Source organism: Erythrobacter sp. HL-111, assembly GCF_900105095.1.
Taxonomy (GTDB): domain Bacteria; phylum Pseudomonadota; class Alphaproteobacteria; order Sphingomonadales; family Sphingomonadaceae; genus Erythrobacter.
In genome coordinates this window covers 841543-863804 of sequence record NZ_LT629743.1, presented here as the reverse complement: position 1 = coordinate 863804, position 22262 = coordinate 841543, and the positions used below count along the sequence as shown (strand labels likewise).

Annotated in this window: 18 protein-coding genes; 12 read left to right on the top strand and 6 right to left on the bottom strand. The window is 69.1% G+C overall.

Annotated elements, in window-relative coordinates:
* Positions 1-9 precede the first annotated feature (9 nt).
* The 7 genes from BLU08_RS04090 to BLU08_RS04060 all read left to right on the top strand — a co-directional run bounded on the left by BLU08_RS04090 (position 10) and on the right by BLU08_RS04060 (position 8476).
* On the top strand, positions 10-1173 hold the full coding sequence (locus BLU08_RS04090; RefSeq protein WP_090195666.1) for an XrtA/PEP-CTERM system-associated ATPase: 1164 nt from the start codon (positions 10-12) through the stop codon (positions 1171-1173).
* A 2-nt stretch (positions 1174-1175) separates the two neighbouring features.
* The gene (locus BLU08_RS04085; protein WP_090195663.1) at positions 1176-2099 is read left to right on the top strand and encodes an XrtA system polysaccharide deacetylase; all 924 of its coding nucleotides are present in this window, start codon (positions 1176-1178) and stop codon (positions 2097-2099) included.
* On the top strand, positions 2096-3163 hold the full coding sequence (locus tag BLU08_RS04080) for a FemAB family XrtA/PEP-CTERM system-associated protein (protein WP_090195660.1): 1068 nt from the start codon (positions 2096-2098) through the stop codon (positions 3161-3163). The genes BLU08_RS04085 and BLU08_RS04080 overlap by 4 nt, the downstream gene beginning before the upstream one ends.
* Before the next feature lie 26 nt (positions 3164-3189).
* Positions 3190-4416 (top strand): TIGR03087 family PEP-CTERM/XrtA system glycosyltransferase, encoded by a 1227-nt coding sequence (locus BLU08_RS04075; protein WP_090195657.1) that lies wholly within the window; start codon positions 3190-3192, stop codon positions 4414-4416.
* Positions 4417-4438: 22 nt separating this feature from the next.
* Complete coding sequence (gene xrtA, locus BLU08_RS04070) at positions 4439-5434, top strand: exosortase A (RefSeq protein ID WP_233996078.1); 996 nt, start codon at positions 4439-4441, stop codon at positions 5432-5434.
* Positions 5435-5446: 12 nt separating this feature from the next.
* The gene (locus BLU08_RS04065; RefSeq protein WP_090195653.1) at positions 5447-7345 is read left to right on the top strand and encodes an XrtA/PEP-CTERM system amidotransferase; all 1899 of its coding nucleotides are present in this window, start codon (positions 5447-5449) and stop codon (positions 7343-7345) included.
* Between the two features lie 234 nt (positions 7346-7579).
* Positions 7580-8476, top strand: coding sequence for a crotonase/enoyl-CoA hydratase family protein (locus tag BLU08_RS04060; RefSeq protein ID WP_233996077.1), 897 nt, complete (start codon positions 7580-7582; stop codon positions 8474-8476).
* 17 nt (positions 8477-8493) lie between these two features.
* Here the strand turns inward: BLU08_RS04060 and zapE are convergent, their stop codons facing one another.
* The 3 genes from zapE to BLU08_RS04045 are packed head-to-tail and all read right to left on the bottom strand — an operon-like array spanning position 8494 to position 10902.
* Entirely contained in the window at positions 8494-9609 is a 1116-nt protein-coding gene (zapE, locus tag BLU08_RS04055) for a cell division protein ZapE (RefSeq protein WP_090195646.1), read from the bottom strand.
* A complete protein-coding gene (locus BLU08_RS04050) occupies positions 9609-10079 on the bottom strand; it encodes a PaaI family thioesterase (RefSeq protein ID WP_233996076.1) in 471 nt (156 codons plus the stop codon). The genes zapE and BLU08_RS04050 overlap by 1 nt, the downstream gene beginning before the upstream one ends.
* 40 nt (positions 10080-10119) lie before the next feature.
* Complete coding sequence (locus tag BLU08_RS04045) at positions 10120-10902, bottom strand: succinate dehydrogenase iron-sulfur subunit (RefSeq protein ID WP_090195643.1); 783 nt, start codon at positions 10900-10902, stop codon at positions 10120-10122.
* Between the two features lie 204 nt (positions 10903-11106).
* On the opposite strand from BLU08_RS04045, the gene BLU08_RS04040 reads away from it, so the two are divergent.
* On the top strand, positions 11107-11814 hold the full coding sequence (locus tag BLU08_RS04040) for an SDR family NAD(P)-dependent oxidoreductase (protein ID WP_090195639.1): 708 nt from the start codon (positions 11107-11109) through the stop codon (positions 11812-11814).
* 18 nt (positions 11815-11832) lie between these two features.
* Here BLU08_RS04040 and BLU08_RS04035 read toward each other — a convergent pair whose 3' ends face one another.
* Positions 11833-12879 (bottom strand): phosphoribosylglycinamide synthetase, encoded by a 1047-nt coding sequence (locus tag BLU08_RS04035; RefSeq protein WP_090195635.1) that lies wholly within the window; start codon positions 12877-12879, stop codon positions 11833-11835.
* 2 nt (positions 12880-12881) lie between these two features.
* Positions 12882-13898: a phosphoribosylglycinamide synthetase gene (locus tag BLU08_RS04030; protein ID WP_090195631.1), complete on the bottom strand. Its 1017-nt coding sequence runs from the start codon at positions 13896-13898 to the stop codon at positions 12882-12884.
* 158 nt (positions 13899-14056) lie between these two features.
* Here BLU08_RS04030 and BLU08_RS04025 point away from each other — a divergent pair, with 158 nt between their 5' ends.
* Complete coding sequence (locus BLU08_RS04025) at positions 14057-14692, top strand: class I SAM-dependent methyltransferase (RefSeq protein WP_090195629.1); 636 nt, start codon at positions 14057-14059, stop codon at positions 14690-14692.
* A 65-nt stretch (positions 14693-14757) separates the two neighbouring features.
* Here the strand turns inward: BLU08_RS04025 and BLU08_RS04020 are convergent, their stop codons facing one another.
* Complete coding sequence (locus BLU08_RS04020; protein WP_090195626.1) at positions 14758-17649, bottom strand: ribonuclease E/G; 2892 nt, start codon at positions 17647-17649, stop codon at positions 14758-14760.
* A 456-nt stretch (positions 17650-18105) separates the two neighbouring features.
* Here BLU08_RS04020 and BLU08_RS04015 point away from each other — a divergent pair, with 456 nt between their 5' ends.
* The 3 genes from BLU08_RS04015 to BLU08_RS04005 all read left to right on the top strand — a co-directional run bounded on the left by BLU08_RS04015 (position 18106) and on the right by BLU08_RS04005 (position 22193).
* Positions 18106-18975, top strand: a complete 870-nt coding sequence (locus BLU08_RS04015; protein ID WP_090195622.1) for an N-acetylmuramoyl-L-alanine amidase — start codon at positions 18106-18108, stop codon at positions 18973-18975.
* Between the two features lie 121 nt (positions 18976-19096).
* A complete protein-coding gene (locus BLU08_RS04010; protein WP_090195619.1) occupies positions 19097-21610 on the top strand; it encodes a penicillin-binding protein 1A in 2514 nt (837 codons plus the stop codon).
* A 52-nt stretch (positions 21611-21662) separates the two neighbouring features.
* Positions 21663-22193, top strand: coding sequence for a peroxiredoxin (locus BLU08_RS04005; RefSeq protein WP_090195615.1), 531 nt, complete (start codon positions 21663-21665; stop codon positions 22191-22193).
* Positions 22194-22262 lie beyond the last annotated feature (69 nt).

The window sequence follows — 22262 nt, the reverse complement described above, 5'->3', positions numbered from 1 at the left end:
CCAGACCCAATGTACGAACAATTCTACGGCCTCACCGCAAGACCCTTCCAGCTGACGCCCGATCCCGAATTCTGGTTCGAGAGCACGACGCACCGCAAGGCGATGAGCTATCTCGGCTACGGGCTCAACCAGGGCGAAGGCTTCATCGTCGTCACCGGCGAGGTCGGGGCGGGCAAGTCCACGCTGGTCGCACACCTGATGGAACGGATCGACCGCGAGGCGCTCACCGTGGCGCAGGTCGTGACCTCGTCGCTTGACGGGGAGGAGCTGGTCCATGTCGTTGCGCAGGCGTTCGGGCTCTCGGTCGAGGGGCACGACAAGGCCGGGGCGCTCGGCGCGATCGAACGCTTCCTGCAGGACGAGGCGCGCGCCGGGCGGCGCTGCCTGCTGGTGGTGGACGAATGCCAGAACCTCACGCTCGACGCGCTCGAGGAGCTGCGGATGCTGTCCAATTTCCAGCTCGGCTCGCACCCGCTGCTGCAGGGCCTGCTGCTCGGCCAGCCCGAGTTCCGCCGCACGCTCGCGCATCATCCCGGGCTCGACCAACTGCGTCAGCGGATCATCGCGTCGCACCATCTCGAGGCGCTGGGCGAGCGCGAGGTCGAGGCCTATGTCGCGCACCGGCTTTCCCGTGTCGGATGGAAGGACCGCCCGATCTTCGCCGAGGGACTGCTCGGCGCGCTCTACCTCGCAACCGAGGGCATTCCGCGGCGGATCAACCAGGTGATGAACCGCCTGCTGCTGCTCGGCGCGATCGAGGAAGCCGAGGAGCTTACCCCGGCCATGCTCGACGCGGTGATCGAGGAAATGGCAGGCGACGAGGCGCGCGGCGCCACCGGCACGCCCGGTCCGGTGCAGGCCCCCGCTCTCGTGGAGGAAGAAGCCGCGGGGCCGACCCCGGCGGACGCCGTGCCCGCGGGCGAGGTCGCAGCCCTGCTTGCCGAGCGCGACGCGCGCACGGCCGAGCTCGAGGCGGCGATTTCGGAACTGCAGGCGGCAGGGCGGCTTTCGCAGGGCGAACTCGACGCGGTGCGCGGAGCGGAAGACCCGGACCTCGCCGAGGCGATCCGCCGGATCGAAGCGCGGCTCGAGGAGCAGGAACAGTCGCTGCGCCACGTGCTGACCATGCTGATCGAATGGCTCGAGGGCGACGGCGCGCGGGAGGCGGCCTGACCATGGCGGATGCGCCCGATCCTGCGCCGGTGGTGAACGGCCTGTCGGTCGATGTCGAGGACTGGTTCCAGGTCGGCGCGTTCGAGACCGTGATCGACCGGGCGGACTGGGACTCGCTCGCCAGCCGGGTCGAGGGCAATGTCGACGCGCTGCTCGACCTCTTCGCCCGGCATCGCGTCCGCGCGACCTTCTTCACGCTGGGCTGGGTGGCGGAGCGCCGGCCTGCGCTGATCCGGCGCATCGCGGAGGCCGGGCACGAGATCGCCAGCCACGGCTACGACCACGCGCGCGTCTTCACCTTGTCGCGCGCCGCCTTCGCCGCGGACATCGCGCGCGCGCGCCGCATCCTCGAGGACGCGTCCGGCGCGCGGGTCGCGGGCTACCGCGCGCCGAGCTTCTCGATCGACGCGCGCACGCCTTGGGCCTTCGAGGAGCTGGCGACGGCGGGCTATGCCTATTCCTCCAGCGTCGCCCCGGTCGTCCATGATCACTATGGCTGGCCCGAGGCCCCGCGTTTCGCCTTTCGCCCGGTCGCGGGGGCGGACCTCGTCGAACTGCCGGTGACGACCGCCCTGGTCGGTCGGCGGCGGGTCGCGGCGGGCGGGGGCGGGTTCTTCCGCGTGCTGCCCTACGGATTTTCGCGCTGGGCGATCCGCCAGGTCAATGCCCGCGAGGGCCGCCCGGCGATGTTCTATTTCCATCCGTGGGAGATCGACGCGGGCCAGCCGCGCGTCGCCGGGGCGCCGCTGCGTTCGCGGCTGCGGCATTACACCGGGCTCGCGCGGATGACGGGCAAGCTCGCGGCCCTGCTCGGCGATTTCGCCTGGGACCGGGTCGATGCCATCGCCCCGCGCGAGGCGGAGCGGGCGGCGGATTGGCCGGTCGCCCGGCTCGCACCGGCGGCGGCGCAAAAGGTCGCGGCATGAACGCACCGGTCCGCCTTTCCCCGTCCGTCCGTCTTGCCGACCTCCACGACCCGCGCGAGGCGCGGCGGATCGAAGGCTTCGTGGCCGAAACCCGCGCCAGCCTGTTCCACCGCCCGCAATGGCTGCTCGGCGTCGAAGCGGGAACGGGGCAGCGCGCCGCCGGCTTCGTCGCGGAACGGATGGGGGCGATCACGGGCTGGCTCCCGCTGACCGAGGTGCGCTCGCTCGTCTTCGGCAAGGCGCTCGTCTCGAGCGGTTTCGGCGTCGGCGGCGGCATCTGCGGCGGCGACGATGCGGCGATCGCGGCGATCGCCGAAGCGGCCGAGCGCCATGCCGCCGCGCGCGGCTTTTCCGGTGTCGAACTGCGCGGCGGGCCGGTTCCGGCGCGGCCGGGCTGGCGGCACTGGGACGACAGGCATTGCGGGTTCGAGCGGGCGCTTGAAAAGGACGACGAGGCCGAACTCCTTGCGATCCCGCGCAAGGCCCGCGCCGAGGTCCGCAAGGGCCTCGCCAGGGAACTGCCGGTGCGCGTCGGGCGGGAGCGGGCCGATCTCGCGGCGCATTACGCGGCCTATTCGGCCAGCGTCCGCAATCTCGGCACGCCGGTCTTCCCGAAAAAGCTCTTCGCCGCCATGCTCGCCGCCTTCCCGCGCGAGAGCGACATCCTCACCGTGTTCGCGGAAGGAGTGCCCGTCGCCAGCGTGCTTTCCTTCTACCATGGCGGCGCGGTCATGCCGTTCTGGGGCGGGGGGACCACTGCCGCCCGCGGGCTGCGCGCGAACGAGCTGATGTATTACGAGCTCATGCTCCAGGCCCGCCGGCGCGGCATGGAACGCTTCGATTTCGGCCGTTCCAAGACCGGCAGCGGACCGTGGAAGTTCAAGAAGAACTGGGGTTTCGAACCCGAACCGCTGACCTATGCCGCGTGGGACGCCCCGGGCCGGACCGCGCGCGATGTCGACCCGACGAGCGAAGCCTATGCCCGCAAGATCGCGCTGTGGCGCAAGCTGCCGCTGGGCATCGCCAATCTCGTCGGCCCGCCCATCGCCCGCGGCCTCGCCTAGCCGCGCCGGGGGAGGGCCGCAGCCGTATGGGCGACATCCTGTTCCTCGCACACCGCGTGCCGTTCCCGCCCGACCGGGGGGACAAGATCCGCTCGCACCACCTGCTGGCCAGGCTCGCCCGCCTCGCCCCGGTCCGGGTCGGCGCGCTGGTCGAGAGCGCGCAGGACCGCGCCGGGGAAGCCGAGCTTGCCCGGATCGCCGCGAGCCATTTCGCCCCGCGCCGGGCCAAGCCGCTCGCGCTCGCGGGGATCGAGGCGGTGATCGCGGGCAAGCCCGTCAGCCTCGCCGCCTTCCATTCCGCCGCGCTCGAACGCTGGGTGCGGCGCACCCTTGCCGAACACGAGGTCGACACCATCGTCGTCTTTTCGGGCCAGATGGGACAATACGTGCCGGAAGACTTCGCCGGGCGGGTGGTGATCGACCTGTGCGACGTCGACAGCGCCAAGTTCGCCGGATATGCCGAGGCCGGCCAGCGCGCCTGGCTCAACCGGCGCGAGGCGCGCCTGCTCGCGCGCGAGGAGGAGCGGCTCGCCGCCCGCGCCGATGCGACGATCCTCATCAGCGAACCCGAAGCGGACCTGCTGCGCCCGCGCCTGCCGGCGGCCGCTGCGGCGCGGCTGCACGTCATCGGCAACGGGATCGACGCCGCGCGGTTCGATCCCTGCACGAGCGCGCCGCACCCGGCGCTGGCCGCCCGGCCGGGTCCGCACTTCGTCTTCACCGGGCAGATGGATTACCGGCCCAACGAGACTGCGGCGAAATGGGCTTCGCGCGAACTGCTTCCCCGCCTGCGCGCGCATTTTGCGCGGGCCGAATTCCATGTCGTCGGACGCAATCCCTCCCGCGCGGTTGCGGCGCTGGACGAGCGCGAGGGCGTGACGGTCTGGGGCGAGGTGCCTGACACGCGGCCCTTTCTCGCCGCCGCCGACGTGGTGCTCGCCCCGCTCGACATCGCGCGCGGGGTGCAGAACAAGGTGCTGGAGGCGATGGCCATGGCGCGCCCCGTCCTGCTCTCGCCCGCCGCAGCGACCGGGATCGCAGCCGCCGACGGGACGGATTTCCTCGTCAGCGAGCTCGACCCCGGGACCATGGCGCAGGCCGCCGCCCGCCTCTTGGCCGACCCGGCGCGGGCCGCGGCGATGGGCGCGGCGGCGCGTCGCTTCGTGCTCGAACGCCATGGCTGGGACGCGCTGCTCGCGCCGCTCGAAACGCTGGTAAGTGCCGGGCCGGAGGGTGTGCGCCATGCCGCCTGAGGCGCGTCCCGTCCGCGCGGCCATGGGTCAGGGCGCATGGCGCGCGCTGCCCGAGGCATGGCGCGGGGCGCTCGCCCGGCTTGCGCTGGCCGTCGCCGCGCTGATGTTCGCGGCCGCGCGCGAATGGGGCGAGATGGCGCACCAGTGGTGGAACATCGACACCTACAACCACGTGCTGCTCGTGCCGGTCATCATCGTCTGGCTCGTGCGGCTGCGGCTCGACGCGCTTGCCCAAGCCGAACCGCGCGCCTGGCTGCCCGGCCTCTCCCTTGTCGCGGCGGCGCTGGCGCTGTGGGGGGCGGGCCGGATCACCGGCATCAACCTGCTCGCCCATGCCGGGGCGGTGGGCGCGGTGCAGGGGGCGGTGATCGCGCTTCTTGGCCTCAGGGTCGCGGCGCTGCTCGCCCTGCCGCTGGGTTTCGCGGTGTTCCTCGTGCCCTTCGGCGACGAGATCATCCCCGCGCTCCAGCTTGTCACCGCCGATATCGCCGTCGCGCTGACCCGGTGGAGCGGCATCCCGGCCGAGGTGGAAAGCATCTACATCCAGACTCCGGTCGCGCTGTTCATCGTCGCCGAAGCCTGTTCGGGGGTGAAGTTCCTCGCCGCCATGGTCGCCCTCGGCGTCCTCGTCAGCTTCACCCGGTTCGAGCGCTGGAGCCGCCGCGCCGCGTTCATGCTGGCCGCGATCATCGTGCCGATCCTTGCCAACGGGGTGCGCGCGTGGGGAACGATCATGGTCGCCCACACCTACGGGGTCGAGTTCGCCGAAGGGTTCGACCACATCGTCTATGGCTGGGTGTTCTTCGCGCTCGTCGTGGCGGTGCTGCTTGGCGCGGCCTGGCCCTTTTTCGAGCGCGAGCCGGAAGATCACGGCTGGAGCCCGGCTGCGCTGGGCGCCTCGGGCTTCCTCGCCCGCAGCGAAGGGAAAGAGGCGCGCGCCGCATTTCCCGCGCTGCTCGCCTTCGCGTTCGTCGCCGCGCTGTTCGGCGCGATTGCCGGCTTCGGGCCGGCCGGCTAGCGGATCAGGTCCATGTGCGGCATCGCCGGTCTCTTCCATGCCGAAACGCCCAGACCGGTCGATCCCGTCCGGGTCGAGCGGATGTGCGACGCGCTTGCCCATCGCGGCCCCGACGGGGCAGGCGTGTGGACCGGGCCGGGGGTGGGCCTCGGCCATCGCCGGCTTTCGGTGATCGACCTGGCAGGCTCGCCCCAGCCGATGCATTCGGCGGACGGGCGCTGCGTCATCGTCTTCAACGGCGAGATCTACAATTTCCGCGACCTGCGCCGCGAACTGGAAGGTGAGGGCGCGCGGTTCCGCACGACCGGCGATACCGAGGTGATCCTCGCCGCCTACCGGCGCTGGGGAGTGGACTGCCTCGAACGGCTCGACGGGATGTTCGCCTTCGCGCTCTACGACCTCGACAGGCGCGCGCTCTTTCTTGCGCGGGACAGGTTCGGGGTGAAGCCGCTGTTCCTCGCGCCGCTTTCGGACGGTGCTCTCGCCTTCGCCTCGGAGCTGAAGGGGCTGATGGCGCATCCCCTGCTGCGCCGCAGGGTGAGTCCCGAGGCGCTCGACGCCTATCTCGCCTGGGGCTACGTCCCCGACAGCCACGCCATCCTCGCCGACACGCGAAAACTGCCCGCCGGGCATTTCCTGTGGGCGGAGCAGGGCAGGCCGCTGCCCGAGCCGCGGCGGTGGTGGGACATCGATTTCACCGCGCGGATGCAGGGCAGCGAGGCGGACCTTTCGGCCGAACTGCGCCACCTGATGCAGGGCGCGGTGCAATCGCGCATGGTGGCCGACGTGCCGTTGGGCGCCTTCCTGTCGGGCGGGGTCGATTCATCGAGCGTGGTCGCGCTGATGAGCGAGGCGAGCGCCGAACCGGTACGGACCTGCTCGATCGGCTTCGATGTCGAAAGCCTCGACGAAACCGGCCATGCCGAGGCGGTCGCCCGGCGGTTCGGGACCGTTCACACCGCGCGGCGCGTCGGGCATGACGACTTCGCCGCGCTGGACCGGCTCGCCGCCATGTTCGACGAACCCTTCGCCGACGCCTCGGCCCTGCCGACATGGCGCGTGTGCCAATTGGCGCGCGAGCAGGTGACGGTGGCGCTGTCGGGCGACGGTGCGGACGAGGCTTTCGCGGGCTATCGGCGGCAGGTCTTCCATGCGGGCGAGGAACGGGTGCGGGCGGTCCTTCCCGCAGCCCTGCGCACGCCCGTCTTCGGCGCGCTTGGACGGGCCTGGCCCAAGGCCGACTGGGCGCCGCGCCCGCTGCGGGCGAAGGCGACGCTGCTGGCGCTCGCGGCGGGCGGTGAGGAAGGCTATGCGCGCGGCCTGTCGGTGACGACGCCCGAACAGCGCGCGGCGCTCTACACCGACGAATTCGCGCGATCTCTGGGAGGCTTCCGGGCCGAGGACGAGCTCGTCGCCCTGATGCGCGCGGCCCCGGCGCGCAGCGGGCTCGACCGGGCGCAATATGCCGACCTCGCCTTCTGGCTGCCCGGCGACATCCTGACCAAGGTCGACCGCACCAGCATGGCCGTCAGCCTCGAGGCGCGCGAGCCGCTGCTCGACCATCGCCTCGTCGAATTCGCCGCGCGCCTGCCCGAACCGATGCGGGTGCGCGGCACCACGGGCAAGTACCTGCTGAAGCGTTGCATGGAACGCTATCTCCCGCCCGACATCCTCTACCGGCCCAAGCAGGGTTTCGTCACGCCCATCGCCGAATGGCTGCGCGGCCCGCTAGCCGCCGAGGCGCGGGGCATCGCGGCGAGCCCGGTGATCGCGCAAACCGAGTTTTTCGATGCGGGCGCGCTCGCCCGGCTGGCCGAGGCGCACATTTCCGGGCGCAGCGACAATGCGCGGGTGCTGTGGCAATTGCTGATGCTGGAGAAGTCCCTGACACGACTCGCCATTTCCGCCTGACGCGCGCTTGCCGTCCGGCGTAATGCAATGAGTCTTCCGGGGAAGGATCGCACCGCTCCTCGTCGCAACATTGCTGGCTTGGTAAATATTTGATTGCCAAGCGAGTCCGCCCTCGCGTAGGTTCCGAAAAACAGAGCCAAAGGGCCGAATACCGATCCGGCGATCCGCTCGCCGGGAAACATGGGGCGTATCGGAGACGGTTTTATGGACAGCAGTGCGACGAGTGCTCTCCCTTTGGCCAGCGACGAGGCGGAGCTTTACGCGGAAAGCGCGCTTCACGCCGCGATCCCCGGGGAGCTTTTCGACCTGGCCGAGCTCGACGTTCTCTATGACGAGAACGCGGCGACGCTGTGGACCTTCATGAATCCGCCGGGGCGGCCGACCTTCACCCCGGCCCTGTTGCACGATTTCGAAGCGTGGCAGGACCTGATCGGCGCGGGCTTCGGTCCGGGCAAGGTGCCGCTGCGCTACCTCGTGCTCGGCAGCCGGGCGCAGGGCGTGTTCTGCTTCGGCGGCGATCTCGACCTTTTCCAGCGGCTGATCCGCGAACGCGACCGGGAAGCGCTGGTGCGCTACGGGCATCGCTGCTGCGCGATCCTCGATCGCAACATGGCGACGCTCGACATCCCGATGCTGACGATCGGCCTCGTCCAGGGCGCGGCGCTGGGCGGCGGGTTCGAGGCGCTCCTGTCCTTCGACTACATCATCGCCGAAAGGCAGGCGACCTTCGGGCTGCCGGAAATCATGTTCGGCCTCTATCCCGGCATGGGCGCGCACGCCCTGCTCGCGCGCAAGCTGGGGAGCGCGATGGCCGATCGGATCATCGTTTCGAACCGGACCTACACCGCCGAGGAAATGTACGACCTCGGCATCGTCCACGCGCTCGCCGAACCGGGCGACGGGGTGAACGCGGTGCGCGATTTCGTGAAGAAATCGGACCGCCGCCATGCCGGGCTCGTCGGTGCGCGCCGCGCGACCAAGCAGGTCTGGCAGCTCGACGTGGCCGAACTCAACCGCATCACCGAGATCTGGGCCGACACTGCGCTGCAGCTGACCGAGACCGACCTCAAGGTGATGAACCGTCTCGTCGCGGCACAGGCCCGCCTTGCCGAGCGGATCGCGGCGGCCTGAGCCCCGGTTCCTGCGGTTCAGTCCTCCCCATGGCCGAGCGCCATGTATTCTTCGCTCTGCATCTCGTTCAGTCGGCTCACCGTCCGCTCGAACTCGAACGCGCCGTCGCCTGACCGGTAGAGCTCTTCCGGGGCCGCGGCGGCGGTGGCGAATAGTTTCACCCGGTTCTCGTAGAGCGCGTCGATCAGCGTGACGAAGCGCGCCGCCTCGTTGCGGTTTTCCGGGCCCATGCGGGGGATGCCGACAAGGATGACGGTGTGGAACGCCCGCGCGATGGCGAGGTAGTCGCGCGCGCCTCGCGCCTCGCCGCACAGCCGCTTGAAGCTGAACACGCCAACGCCCTTGAGGCTCTTGGGCACGTGGACCGTCCGCTTCGCGCCCACCGGCAGATCCTCGGACGGCACGTGCGCGGCGTCCTCGGGCGCGAAGTCGGTCAGGCGGAAGAAGGCCTCGCGCACCTTAGCCGTCGCCTCGTCCCCCCGCGGCGTGTGCCAGGTCGCGAGCCCGCCGATCCGGTCGAGCCGGTAGTCGGTCGGCCCGTTCAGGGGCAGGATGTCGAGTTCCGCCTCGATCAGTTCGATGAAGGGCAGGAAATGCTCGCGGTTGAGCCCATCCTTGTAGAGATCGCGCGGCGGGCGGTTCGAGGTGGTGACGATCGTGACGCCTTCCTCGCGGATCAGGCGGGTGAACAGGCGGCTCATGATCATCGCGTCGGCCGAATTGTTCACCACCATCTCGTCGAAGGCGAGGCAGCGCACGCCCTCGGCAAGCCGTTCGGCGACGCGCGGGATCGGATCGCCTTCGCGGGTCTGGCGGACCTCGCGCATGGTCTCGTGGACTTCCTGCATGAAGGCATGGAAATGGACCCGGCGTTTCTCCGCGATCCCCAGAGTCTGGTGAAAAAGGTCCATCAGCATCGACTTGCCGCGCCCGACGCCGCCCCACATGTAGACGCCCCCGGGCCGGGCCGGCTCCTTGCCGAACAGCCTGCCCAGGAACCCGCCCGCTGGCTGCGCCGCCTCGAGCTCGCGCTGGAGCCGGTCGAGCCGTTCCGCGGCCGCGCGCTGGTCGGGATCGGCGCGCAGTTCGCCGCTCGCGATCAGCTCCTCGTAGCGCGCGAGCATGCCCGCCATCAGCGCGGTTTCATCTTCCGCACGATGCCCGAATAGCTCGCCACCACGTCCTTGCCCTGAATCGCCTGCCCGCGCAGGAACAGCATCCGTCCGGTTTCGCGGACGATCTCGCTCACCGCGTCGAGCGGGCGCGACGGATCGCCCGCGCCGACGAACTGCGTCGAAAGCTCCACCGTGACCGACGGCCCCGCATCGCCCTGTCCGACCACGTGCATGGTCGCGAACAGGGCGATGTCGATCAGGCCGAGCGTCGTCGCGCCATGGATCTTGTCGTCAAGGTTGGTGTGGCGTTGTTCGGGGAACATCCGCAGGCGGCACTGGTCGCCTTCGCGGCGCACGTGCATCTCGCCCAGCACGGCGGTGTTGTAGCGCGTGCGATCGACGAGGTTCCAGCTGTACCAGCCGTCCTCGCCGCCCGCTTCTTCCGGGGGGATCGCGCGATAATCGAACGGAGGGCCGCCGTCGTTCACGGTCTTTCCCCTCCCGCCATTGCGTGGGTCATGCGCAGGATCAGAGCTCGCGCTCGGCCATCATCTTCTTGGTTTCGGCGATCGCCTTGGCGGGCGAGAGGCCCTTGGGGCAGACATTCGCGCAGTTCATGATCGTGTGGCAGCGATAGAGCCGGAACGGGTCCTCGAGCGCATCGAGCCGTTCGCCGGTCATCTCGTCGCGGCTGTCGGCGAGCCAGCGATAGGCCTGCAAGAGGATCGCGGGGCCGAGGAACTTGTCGGAATTCCACCAATAGGACGGGCAGGCGGTCGAACAGCACGCGCACAGGATGCACTCGTAAAGCCCGTCCAGCTTTTCGCGCTGTTCGGGGCTTTGCAGCCGTTCCTTGCCCGAAGGCGTCGGGCTGACGGTCTGCAGCCACGGCTTGATCGAGGCGTACTGCGCGTAGAAATGCGTGAAATCGGGCACGAGATCCTTGATCACGTCCATGTGCGGCAGCGGCGTGATGCGGATCTCGCCCTTCAGGTCCTCGATTGCGGTGGTGCAGGCGAGGCCGTTCTTGCCGTTGATGTTCATCGAGCACGACCCGCAGATGCCTTCGCGGCAGGACCGGCGGAAGGTGAGCGTCGGGTCGATCTCGTTCTTGATCTTGAACAGGGCGTCGAGCACCATCGGGCCGCATTCGTCGAGGTCGATCTCGAACCTGTCGTAGCGCGGGTTTTCGCCGCTGTCGGGATCGTAGCGATAGACCTTGAAGGACTTCACCCGCTTCGCGCCTTCGGCCTTGTGGACCTGGCCGGTCTTGCGGATCTTGGAGTTCTTCGGAAGGGTGAATGTGGCCATATTCTTCGTGATCCCGGTTCGTTTGCGCCACCTATCTAGCGTCTTGTCCCAAGGAGGCAACCGGCGAGGTGTTGCGCGCTTTGGCACATTGGTTGAGCGCCCGGCACGCTTTGCGGTGGCGGGGAACTTCGCGCGCGCTGCGGCCTTGTCTCCAACATGGATCAGGATCGGGACGAAGGGGGCGCCGGGCACGGCTTCCCCCGAATGGCGGCGGTTTTCGGCAGTTCGGGCGGGATCGGCCGGTCCTTGTGCGAAGGGCTGGCCGCGAAGGGCTGCGAGGTCATTCATGCCGGTTCGCGCCGCGGACAGGAGCCTGCGGGCGGGCCGTTTCGCCCCTTCGCCTTCGACCTCACCGACGAGGACAGCATCGCCGCCGCGGCCATGGCGATGAAGGACGAGCCGCCCGAATGGGTCATCGTCGCGAGCGGGGTGCTGACCCTTGCCGACGGCACCGGGCCGGAGCGCAGCTATCGCCATGTCGAGGCGGCGGGCATGGCCGAGGTCTTCGCGTTGAACACGATCGGACCCGCGCTTGTCGCCAAGCACATGCTGCGCCTGATGCCGCGCAAGGAGCGGTTCGTGTTCGCCGCGCTGAGCGCACGGGTCGGCTCGATTTCGGACAACGGGATCGGGGGATGGCACTCCTACCGCGCGTCGAAGGCGGCGCTCAACATGCTGCTCAGGAACTATGCGATCGAGCTGGGCCGCACGCACGAGGCGGGCGTGGTGGTCGGCCTGCACCCCGGCACGGTCGACACGGCGCTGTCGGAGCCGTTCCAGAAGAACCTGCCCGAGGGCCAACTGACCGAGCCGGGCGATGCGGCGGGCGAGCTGCTCGGCGTGCTCGCGCGGCTGGGGCCGCAGGACAGCGGCAAGGTGTTCGATTACGCCGGAAAGGTGGTCCCGGCCTGAAACGACCGGCCGGCCGCGTCAGTCGAGCTCGATCAGCCCGCGGCGCGCCAGCGCTTCGGCGAGTATCGTCTCGATCAGCTCGCCCTGCGACCAGCCCGCCAGGGCCGCCGCCCGGCCGAAGACCTTCTGCGACCACAGGTTGCAGTTGAGGTTCAGTTCGAGGAAATTGACCTCTCCCGTCGCCTCGTTGACGCGGAATTCGAAACGGCCGTAGTCGAAGGGGCGGTATTCCTCCCACACCAGCCTCGTCATCGCGGCGATGCGCTCGGTCAGGTCGGGGTCGGTGAACGGGTCGAGCGAATAGGCCCCGCTGCGGTCGACGAGGTCGCGCTTCTCGTAATAGGTCCGCAGGTGCGAGGGATCGGACTGGCGGAAGATCAGCATCGGCAGGATCTGCGGCTCGCCCTGCATGGTGATGACCGGGACCTCGACGTCCGAGCCTTCGAGGAAACGTTCGACGATCGCGTCCTGCCCGCCGTTCGAAGGGTCGGTGTGGATGCGGCGCACGGCCTCCTCGACGCCGGCCCAGTCGTGCGCGTCGCCGACGCCCCAGCTGGCCGAGGAGTTGTTCGGCTTGACCACGTAACGCGGCGCCTCCGGCAGCCTGTCGCGGGTGACCGGCGCGCCCTTGCGATAGACCGCCCAGGGCGCGGTGGGCACGCCCGCGATCGCGGCGGCGCGCTTGGCGAAATGCTTGTCGTCCGCGATCCCGCGCAGGATCGGGCTCGCGCCGAGATAGGGCAGCCCCGCGCGCTCGCACAGCAGCGGGAGCAGCATCTCCGAATTGAAGAATCCTGCCCGGTTGAGCAGCGGGAAGACGAAATCGACGCCCTCGGGCGGGTCGAACAGGATCTCGTGGGTCTGCGCGATCTTCAGGTTCAGCCCGAGCGATTGCAGCACCTCGCGCATCTCGCGGTGGTAGAGCGCGTGGTTCCCGTCCTCGGGGTGGATGCCGCCCTCCCACAGCGCGTTCTTGGCCACGAACAGGATGGTGAGAGCGTCCTTCGCCCGTGCCGGGATGGCAAACGGGCGGAGCGGCCGGGCGAGGGCGGCGGGCCGGTCCATTCCTAGCCCGCGATCAGCCCGTTGCGCCGCCAGCTTTCCGCGAGCAGTGTCTCGAGAAGGTCGGCATGGCTGAAGCCCGCCCGCGCGGCGGCCTTGGCCATCACCTTCTCCGACCACAGGTTGCAGTTCAGATTGATCTCGATGAAGTTGATCTCGCCCTTTTCGAGGTCGAGCCGGAATTCGATCCGGCCATAGTCGAAGGGCACGAATTCGCGCGCCACCGCGCGGGCCATCTCGCCGATCCGTTGCGCGAAATCGGGATGCTCGAAGGTCTTGAGCGCGGCCTTTTCGGTGTTCTGGACGAGGTCGCGCTTCTCGTAATAGGTCCACAGCCGCTGCGTGTCCTCGCGCTCGTACCAGAGCATCGGCAGCGCGGTCGGCCGGTCGTGCAGGGTGATGAAGGCGCACTGGATGTCGTAGCCGTCGAGATAGGGCTCGACGATCGCGTCATGGCCCTGTCCGTGGATGTCGGCGATGGCGTTGGCGATGCCGGAGAAGTCGAAGGCATCCGAAATCCCCCAGCTCGCCGAGGAGGCATTGGGCTTGATCACCCAGCGGCCCTTGGGGCTGGCGGGCAGGTTCGCCTCCTCGACCGGCGCGCCGCGGCGATAGCAGAACCAGTCGGCCGTCGGCACGCCCGCGTGGCGCGCGACGAGCTTGGAGACCGACTTGTCGTCCCCCAGCCCGCGCAGGAAGGGCATCGCGCCGAGATAGGGGATGCGCTGCATGTTGCAGAGCAGCGGGACCAGCATCTCCGAGTTCACGAAGCCGCCGCGGTTGAGCAGCGGGAACACGAAATCGACCGGCGGGCGGGTGAAGAGGATGTCGTAACTGTCCCCCAGTTGCAGGTTGAGGCCGAGCCCTTCGAGCGTCTGGCGCACCTCGTGGTGGTAGATCGCGTGATTGCCGTCCTCCGGATGCATCCCGCCGCCCCACCGGGCGTGTTTCGCCATGAAGAGCAGGCGGACGCGCTCCTTGTCCCGGGGCGAGATTCGCAGGGGTTCGATCGTATCGGTCATTCGGGTGTCCGTGGTGGATGGCAAGGCGGCGCTGATTACAGTTTCGCCGCGCGCTCGGCCAGACAAATCGTGGGGGTCGAAGCCCGTTTCGAAAGCGCTTGGCAAGGAACCGGTTTCAGGGGAAAACCGACTCACGGGCGGTGCGGAAAGGACGAGCGATGGGCCTTGGCGAATGGTACGATGCGCACATCATGCCGCGGCTCGTCACCTGCGCGTGCAGCCAGGGGCAGGTGATGAAGCGCCGCGCCGAGGTCGTCCCGCAGGCGAGGGGCGACGTGTTCGAACTGGGTTGCGGCGGGGGGATCAACCACGAATTCTACGATAGGGGCGCGATCACGAGCTATGCGGGGATCGACCCGCACGAAAGGCTGCTGGACTGCGCGCGCCGGGCGGCGCAGGCGAAGGGGTGGGCGGCCGACATCAGGCAGGGGCGGGGCGAGGCGATCCCCTTTGCGGACAGCGCGTTCGACACGGTCGTTTGCACCTTCACGATGTGTTCGGTCGACGACCCGCCGCGCGTGCTCGCCGAACTCGCGCGGGTGCTGCGGCCGGGCGGGCAGGCGCTGTTCCTCGAACACGGCCGCGCGCCCGATGCCGGGGTGGCGAAGTGGCAGGACCGGATCGAGCCCGTGTGGAAACGCCTCGCGGGCGGTTGCCACCTGACCCGTCCGATCGGCAGCGCCTTTCGCGGGGCGGGCTTCCACGTCGCTCCGATCGGGCAGGGCTACACCCCGCAGGCGCCGAAATTCGCAGGGTGGATGGAATGGGGCGCGGCGATCAAGCCGGGCGGCTGAGCGTGAGCCCGGCCGCCCGGCCCGTCACCTGATCGTTCCGCCCGGACGGCCCGGCCGCCGCCGGATCATTCCCCGAAGGTGCGCTGCCACCAGCCGCGCTTCGCCGGGGCGGGCTTCGCGTCGGGCTGGCCGGCATCCGAGCTCGCGGGCCGGGTTTCGGCTTCCTCGGCCTCGGCCGGTTCGCTTTCCCGTTCGGCCGGTGAGGCGGGTTCGCCCGCATCGGCGCTCAGGCTCTCGCCTGCGCCCGCGTCCTCGGCCTGCTTGGCCGGGGCCTTGCGGCGCCGGGGCGTCTTCGGCTTCGGCTCGGACTGGGGCTCGGGCTCGGGCTCGGGCTCGGCTTCGGCTGCGGCTTCGCTGCCGGTCGGGACGGCTTCGACCTTGGCTTCGGCCTCGTCCTTCTTCTTGCGCGGTGCGCGCTTGCGCTTCGGCTTCTCGGACGCGGCGGCTTCCTCGGTCGACGCTGCGCTATCGGCGCCCGTTTCGGCAGGAGCTTCGGCCGCAGCTTCAGCCGCAGCCTCTTCCCCCTTCTTGCGGCGCGGTGCGCGCTTGCGCCTGGGCTTTTCTTCGGCCGCAGCGGCTTCCTGCGCCATTTCGCCGGCGGTTTCGGGCGCGTCGTCGGGGCCGGAGACGACGGTCATGTCCTCCCTGACCTGCTCGGCGACCTCCTCGAGCTGCTCCGCGCCCTGTTCGAGCGCTTCGTCCGCGCTTTCGAAGGAGTCGTCGTCCTGACGGCGCGAACGTCCGCGACCGCCGCGACGGCTGCGCTTCTTGGGCTTCTCGTCGCCGTTCTCGGCGGTCTCGTCATCCCCGCCCGAGCCGGTTTCCTCGCCCCCGTCGGAGGATTCCTCCGAACCGTTCTCGCCGTTCTCGTCGCCGTCCTGGCGCTTCTTGCGGCCGCGGCCGCCGCGCCGCCGGCGGCGCTTCTTCTTGCGGGGGGTACCGTCATCCTCGGCCGAACTCTCTTCGGAGGCGTTGTCCTCCTCCTCGTCGGTGTCCTCCTCGGGCAGGTCCTCGTCCTCCTCGTCGTCGACGATGGGATCGAACCTCGGGGCAGAGGCGGGCTTGGGACCCGCGCTCGAGACGTGCATCTTGGCACCCTCGTTCTCGCCCTCGGGGATGACTTCGACCCGCACGCCATAGCGCTGCTCGATTTCGACGAGGTCGTCACGCTTTTCGTTGAGGAGGTAGATCGCGGCCTCGGTGCTCGCGGCGAGGCGGATGATCGTGCCCTTGCCCTTGGCCGCCTCGTCCTCGATCAGGCGCAGCGCCGAAAGCCCCGCCGACGAGGCGGTGCGGACAAGGCCCGTCCCGTCGCAATGCGGGCATTCGCGCGTCGTCGCCTCGAGCACGCCGGTACGCAGGCGCTGGCGGCTCATCTCCATCAGGCCGAAGCCCGAGATGCGCCCGACCTGGATGCGCGCCCGGTCGTTCTTGAGCGCCTCCTTCATCGCCTTCTCGACCTTTCGCACGTTCGAATTGTGCTCCATGTCGATGAAGTCGATCACGACGAGGCCGGCCATGTCGCGCAGGCGCAGCTGGCGGGCGATCTCCTTCGCCGCCTCGAGGTTGGTGTGCAGCGCGGTCTGCTCGATCCCGTGCTCCTTGGTCGAACGGCCGGAGTTGATGTCGATCGAAACCAGCGCCTCGGTCGGGTTGATGATGAGGTAGCCGCCCGATTTGAGCTGCACCATCGGATCGTACATCGCGCGCAGCTGGTCCTCCGCGCCATAGCGCTGGAACAGGGGCACAGGGTCGGAATAGGCCTTCACCCGCCGCGCATGGCTCGGCATCAGCAGCTTCATGAAGCCCTTCGCCGCCTTGTAGCCTTCCTCGCCCTCGACGATGACTTCCTCGATCTCGCGGTTGTATATGTCGCGGATCGCGCGTTTGACGAGGTCGCTGTCGGAGTGGATCAGGCTCGGCGCGGTCGAGGCCAGGGTCTTTTCGCGGATCTCGTCCCACAGCCGCGCGAGGTAGTCGAAATCGCGCTTGATCTCGGTCCTCGTGCGGCTGAGCCCGGCGGTGCGGACGATCAGGCCCATGGTCCTGGGCAGCTTGAGGTCGGAGACGATCTGCTTGAGCCGCTTGCGGTCGCTGGTGGAATTGATCTTTCGGCTGATCCCGCCGCCATGCGAGCTGTTCGGCATCAGCACGGTGTAGCGCCCGGCGAGGCTGAGATAGGTGGTCAGCGCCGCGCCCTTGTTGCCGCGCTCTTCCTTGACGACCTGGACGAGCAGGACCTGGCGGCGCTGGATGACGTCCTGGATCTTGTAGCGGCGGCGCAGCGCCATGCGCTTGGCGCGGACCTCGTCCACTTCCTTGGCGCGGCTGCGACCGCTGCCGCCCCTGCTGCCGGCATTGCCGCGGCCCTTCGGCTGGCGGCGACCCCGGCGCGCGCGGCCGCGGCGGCTGCCGCCGTTGTCGCCGTTCTCGTCGTCGGAATCGTCTTCGCCGTTGCTGTCGTCGGAATCGTCGTCGGAATCGTCGTCCAGCGCGCCGTCCTCGATCGTCGAGACGCGGCCATTGTCGTCGTCGTCGATCTCCTCGACCCCGTCCTCGGCGAAATCCTCGGCGAGGCTTTCTCCGCTCTCGTCCTCGGCATCGTATTCGTCGCCGGGGGCGATGCCTTCGCTCTCCTCCTCGTCGCGCAGGCGCTGCTCTTCCTCGGCCGCCTCGGCCTCTTCGGCGAGCAATCTCTGCCGGTCCTCGTAGGGGATCTGGTAATAGTCGGGATGGATTTCGCTGAAGGCGAGGAAGCCGTGGCGATTGCCGCCGAAATCGACGAAGGCGGCCTGGAGCGAGGGTTCGACCCGCGTGACCTTTGCTAGGTAGATATTGCCCTTGATCTGCTTGTGTTCGGCAGATTCGAAATCGAATTCCTCAATCCGGTTGCCTTTGAGCACCGCCACCCGGGTCTCTTCCGAGTGGCGCGCATCGATAAGCATGCGCGTTGCCATTATGTAGTCTCCAGGCGCCCGCCCGCTTTCGCGATAAGCGGCAGGGCGGGCGCAGATTGTGGGATGATGCGGCGAGCCTTCCGGCCCTGCCGCCATTGCATTTCGCGGCCGTTTCGACGGCGAAGGCCGGCGCGCTGTTCGTGTCTGCCATGACGGGAATGCGGGTCGTCCCCGCGTCTCGCCCCGCGTGGCCGCGAGCGGCACGGATGCGCTCGGGGCTGGTCTGCGGGGGGAAGCGTCTCGTCACTGCATCAACCTGTATCCGGGCCGAGCGGAGGATGCCGCAGGGCCGATCGAGCGGAGCAACCTGTCGGGATTTTCCGGGACGCCTTCGCAGGAATAGTCCTGCGAGCCCCTTGAAAACAGTTACGTCCACTTGGGAAGTGCTAGCACCACGGGTCAGCCCCCGCAACTCTATTGCGCTTCCATCGCGCAACATCCTAAGCGTTGCGCGTCATGAGCTTTCGCACGCTGCTGCTGCTGGTCCTCGGCCTCCCCGCGATCCTCCTCGGCGGTGCGGTCCTGACGGGGCTCGCGATCCCGGTGCCGCATTGGGGACGCGACTATGTCCTGCGCCTGCCCATAGGCGAAGAGGCGCGCGCGCTCGACCTGCCGGAGATCGCCGGGCCGGACGATCCCGCGCGCCCGCTGGTGGTGATCGACGCCGGGCACGGGGGACGCGATCCGGGTTCGGTCGGGGGCGGGGTGCGCGAGAAGGACGTGGTGCTCGCCATCGCCCGGAGCCTGCGCGCCGAACTGCTCGAGGCGGGCGGCATCCGCGTTGCCATGACGCGCGAGGACGACCGCATCGTGCCGCTCGCCGACCGGCCCGAGATCGCCCGCCAGCTCGGCGCGGACCTGTTCCTGTCGATCCATGCCGACAGCGCGGGGGAGCGCGAGGAGGTCGCCGGGGCGAGCATCTACACCCTCTCGAACGAGGCCTCGAGCGAGGCGGCGGCGCGCTTTGCCGAACGCGAGAACGATGCCGACAGGCTGAACGGCGTCGCGATCGGGGGCGAGAACGAGACGGTGAGCGCGATCCTCGTCGAGCTGTCGCAGAGCCGCACGCAGGACGACGCGACCGAGTTCGCCGCCCTCATCGCGCGCGAGGGCGAGGGGCGAATCGCCTTCCACCCGCAGGCCCGCCGGTCCGCCGCGCTCGCCGTGCTGCGCGCGCCGGACGTGCCGGGCGTGCTGTTCGAAAGCGGCTTCGTCACCAACCGCGACGACCGCGCGCGGCTCACCACCGAGGAAGGGCGCGAGGCCTATGCCGAGGTGCTCGCGCGCGCGATCCGGGTCTATTTCGCGCGCCGCGCCGCCCGCTGAACCGGCCTGTGCCGGCAATCGTCAAGCGCGGCGAAAGCGCGCTGCGGCGAAGGGGCAGGGCTGACCGAGCGCGAAGCGGCTGGAATGTCGCTCGCAGACCGTGCTAATCGCCCGACCGATCATGACCGACCCCGCGACCCTGCCCTTTGTCGACTATGTCCGCTACCGCCTCAACCGCGACCTTGGCGGGCTCGCCGCGTGGTTTGCCGCGAAATGGCGCGAGAGCTGGCTGTTCAAGCTCGCTGCCGCCGCCTTCGCGCTGCTCGCCGCGCTGTGGGTCGCGGCGTGGCTCTCTCTGGCGAGCGACCTGCCGAATGCCGATAGGCTGCTCGAATACGAAACCCCGCTGCCGACCGTCGTGCGCGGGTTCGACGGGGAAATCGTCCATTCCTACGCCCGCGAGCGGCGGGTGCAGCTGCAATATCCCGATTTTCCCGAAAGGCTGAAGCAGGCCTACATCTCGGCCGAGGACAAGACCTTCTACAGCCACGGCGGGGTCGATTTCACCGGCACGCTCAACGCCGCCTTCGACTACGTCGCCAAGATGGGCTCGGGCGAGCGCGCGGTGGGCGGTTCGACCATCACCCAGCAGGTCGCGAAGAACCTTCTCCTGGGCGATGAATATTCGGTCACGCGCAAGCTGAAGGAAATGATCCTCGCGAGCCGGATCGAGGACGCGATGAGCAAGCAGGAGATCCTCGAGCTCTACCTGAACGAGATCCCGCTCGGGCGGCGCTCCTTCGGGGTGCAGGCCGCCGCGCGGGCCTATTTCGACAAGGACGTGGCCGATCTCGACCTGCACGAAATGGCCTTCCTTGCGATCCTGCCCAAGGCGCCCGAACGCTATGGCCGGAAAGGTCAGGAACAGGCGGCGATCGGGCGGCGCAATTTCGTGCTCGGGCAGATGGAGGCGAACGGCTTCATCACCGAGGCCGAGCGCGCCGAGGCGGCGGCCGAGCCGCTCGGCCTCGTCACCCAGCGGCGCGAACGCAGCGTCGATGCGGGCTATTTCCTCGAGGAAGTGCGGCGCCAGCTGATCGCGCGGTTCGGCGAAACCGCCGAGGATGGCCCCAACAGCGTCTATGCCGGCGGGCTGTGGGTGCGCACTTCGCTCGACCCCGAAATGCAGGACGCCGCGCGCGCTGCGCTGCGCGAAGGGCTGCTGCGCTATCACGGCAATCGCGGCTGGAGCGGGGCGATCGCAACGATCGACGTTTCCGAAGGCACGTGGGCGCGCCAGTTGCAGAGTTCACCGCTCGGCATTCGCTACCGGGACTGGCGCCTCGGCGTCGTCACCAGCCGCGACGGGGCCTCGGCCCGGATCGGCTTTTCCGACGGGATCGAAGCGCCGCTGACAGGCCTTCCCGATGCCCTGAAGACCGGCGACGTGATCGTCGCGAGGCCCGCGGGGAACGGCTATGCGGTCGCCACCGTGCCCGAAGCGCAGGGCGGGATCGTCGTGCAGGACGCGCAATACGGGCGCGTGCTCGCGATGCAGGGCGGGTTCGATTTCCGCCTGTCGGACTTCAACCGCGCCACCCAGGCGAACCGCCAGCCGGGCTCGACCATCAAGCCCTTCGTCTATGCCGCCGGGCTCGACAACGGGATGACGCCGTCGACCCGGATCGACAACACCCGCTACTGCTACTACCAGGGCGCGAACCTCGGCGAGAAATGCATTCGCGGCGGGCGTGCCGGGCAGTTCCCGATGCGCTACGGGCTCGAACAGTCGCAGAACATCATGACCGTGCAGATCGGCTCGACCGTTGGCTTCGACAACGTGGTCCGGGCGATCGAGCAGGTCGGCATCACCGACGAGGCGCAGCCCTATCCCTCGACCGCGCTCGGCGCCGGCGAGACGACGGTCGCAAGGATGGTCGCCGCCTACGCCGCGCTCGCCAATCACGGGCGGCTCAACCAGCCGACCGTGATCGACTACGTGCAGGACCGCCGCGGCAAGGTCATCTGGCGCGCCGACGAACGGCCGTGCCGGGGCTGCAACATGGCCGAATGGGACGGGCAGCCGATGCCGCGTTTCGGTCTGAAGGGCGAGCAGGCGATGGACCCGCGCACCGCCTTCCAGGTGATGCACATGCTCGAAGGGGTGGTCCAGCGCGGCACGGCGACGAACCTGCGCGATCTCGGCCTGCCGCTGTTCGGCAAGACCGGGACCACCAGCGGGCCGAAGGACGTGTGGTTCGTCGGCGGCACGCAGCAATTGGTCGCGGGCGCCTATGTCGGTTTCGACACCCCGCGCAACATGGGCGGCTATGCCTATGGCGGAACGATCGCAGCGCCGATCGTGAAGAGCCTGATCGAGCGGACCAGGCCGCGCTGGTCGGACCTCCCGTCGGTAGCGCCCGAGGGCGTGCGGATGGTCCGCGTCGACCGCCGCACCGGCAAGCGCGTGTTCGAGGGCTGGCCCTCGGACGATCCGCTTTCCGGCATCATCTGGGAAGCGTTCAAGCCCGACACCGAACCCGAGCGTTACACCCGGCAGGACGCGATCGCCGCGCGGCGGGACGAGATTCTAGACCTCATCCGCACCGGGCGCCTTGGCGCGGTGCCGCGCCGGCAGGAAAACCCCTTCGGCCAGCCGAGCGATTTCGTCGAGGAGCAGGGCGGCATCTACTGAGCACCGCCATGCGTATCTGCCCCGCCATCCGTTTCGTCAGGAGATGACAGTGATGACCCGTTCTTTCGCCCTGCTTGCCGCCGCCCTGGCCGTGAACCTCCCCGCCGCCCCGGCGCTCGCCGATCTTCCCGTGGGCAAGACGGCACCCGCCTTCTCGACCCAGGCCGCGCTTGCGGGCAAGGAATTCGCCTTTTCCCTGCGCGAAGCGCTCGGGAAGGGGCCGGTCGTGCTCTATTTCTATCCCAAGGCCTTCACCCAGGGCTGCACGCTCGAAGCCAATGCCTTTGCCGAGAGCATGGGCGAATTCCGGGAGGCCGGGGCGAGCGTCATCGGAATGTCGAACGATGACATCGCCACGCTCAAGCGCTTCAGCCGCGAGGAATGCCGCGACGCCTTCCCTGTCGGCGTCGCGAGCGCGAAGGTGATCGCGGATTACGACGTGAAGCTCGGCACCACCGGGCTCGCCAGCCGTACCTCCTATGTCATCGCGCCGGACGGCCGGATCGTGGCGGTTCACTCGGACAGCGACTATCGCGGCCACGTGAAGGAAACGCTTGCCGCGGTCAGGGCGCTTTCGCGCTGATCTTTACAATTGGATGATGCGCGCTAGGTGAGGCGTCCCGCCGGCCGGGCGGGACGTCGCTAGCGCTGA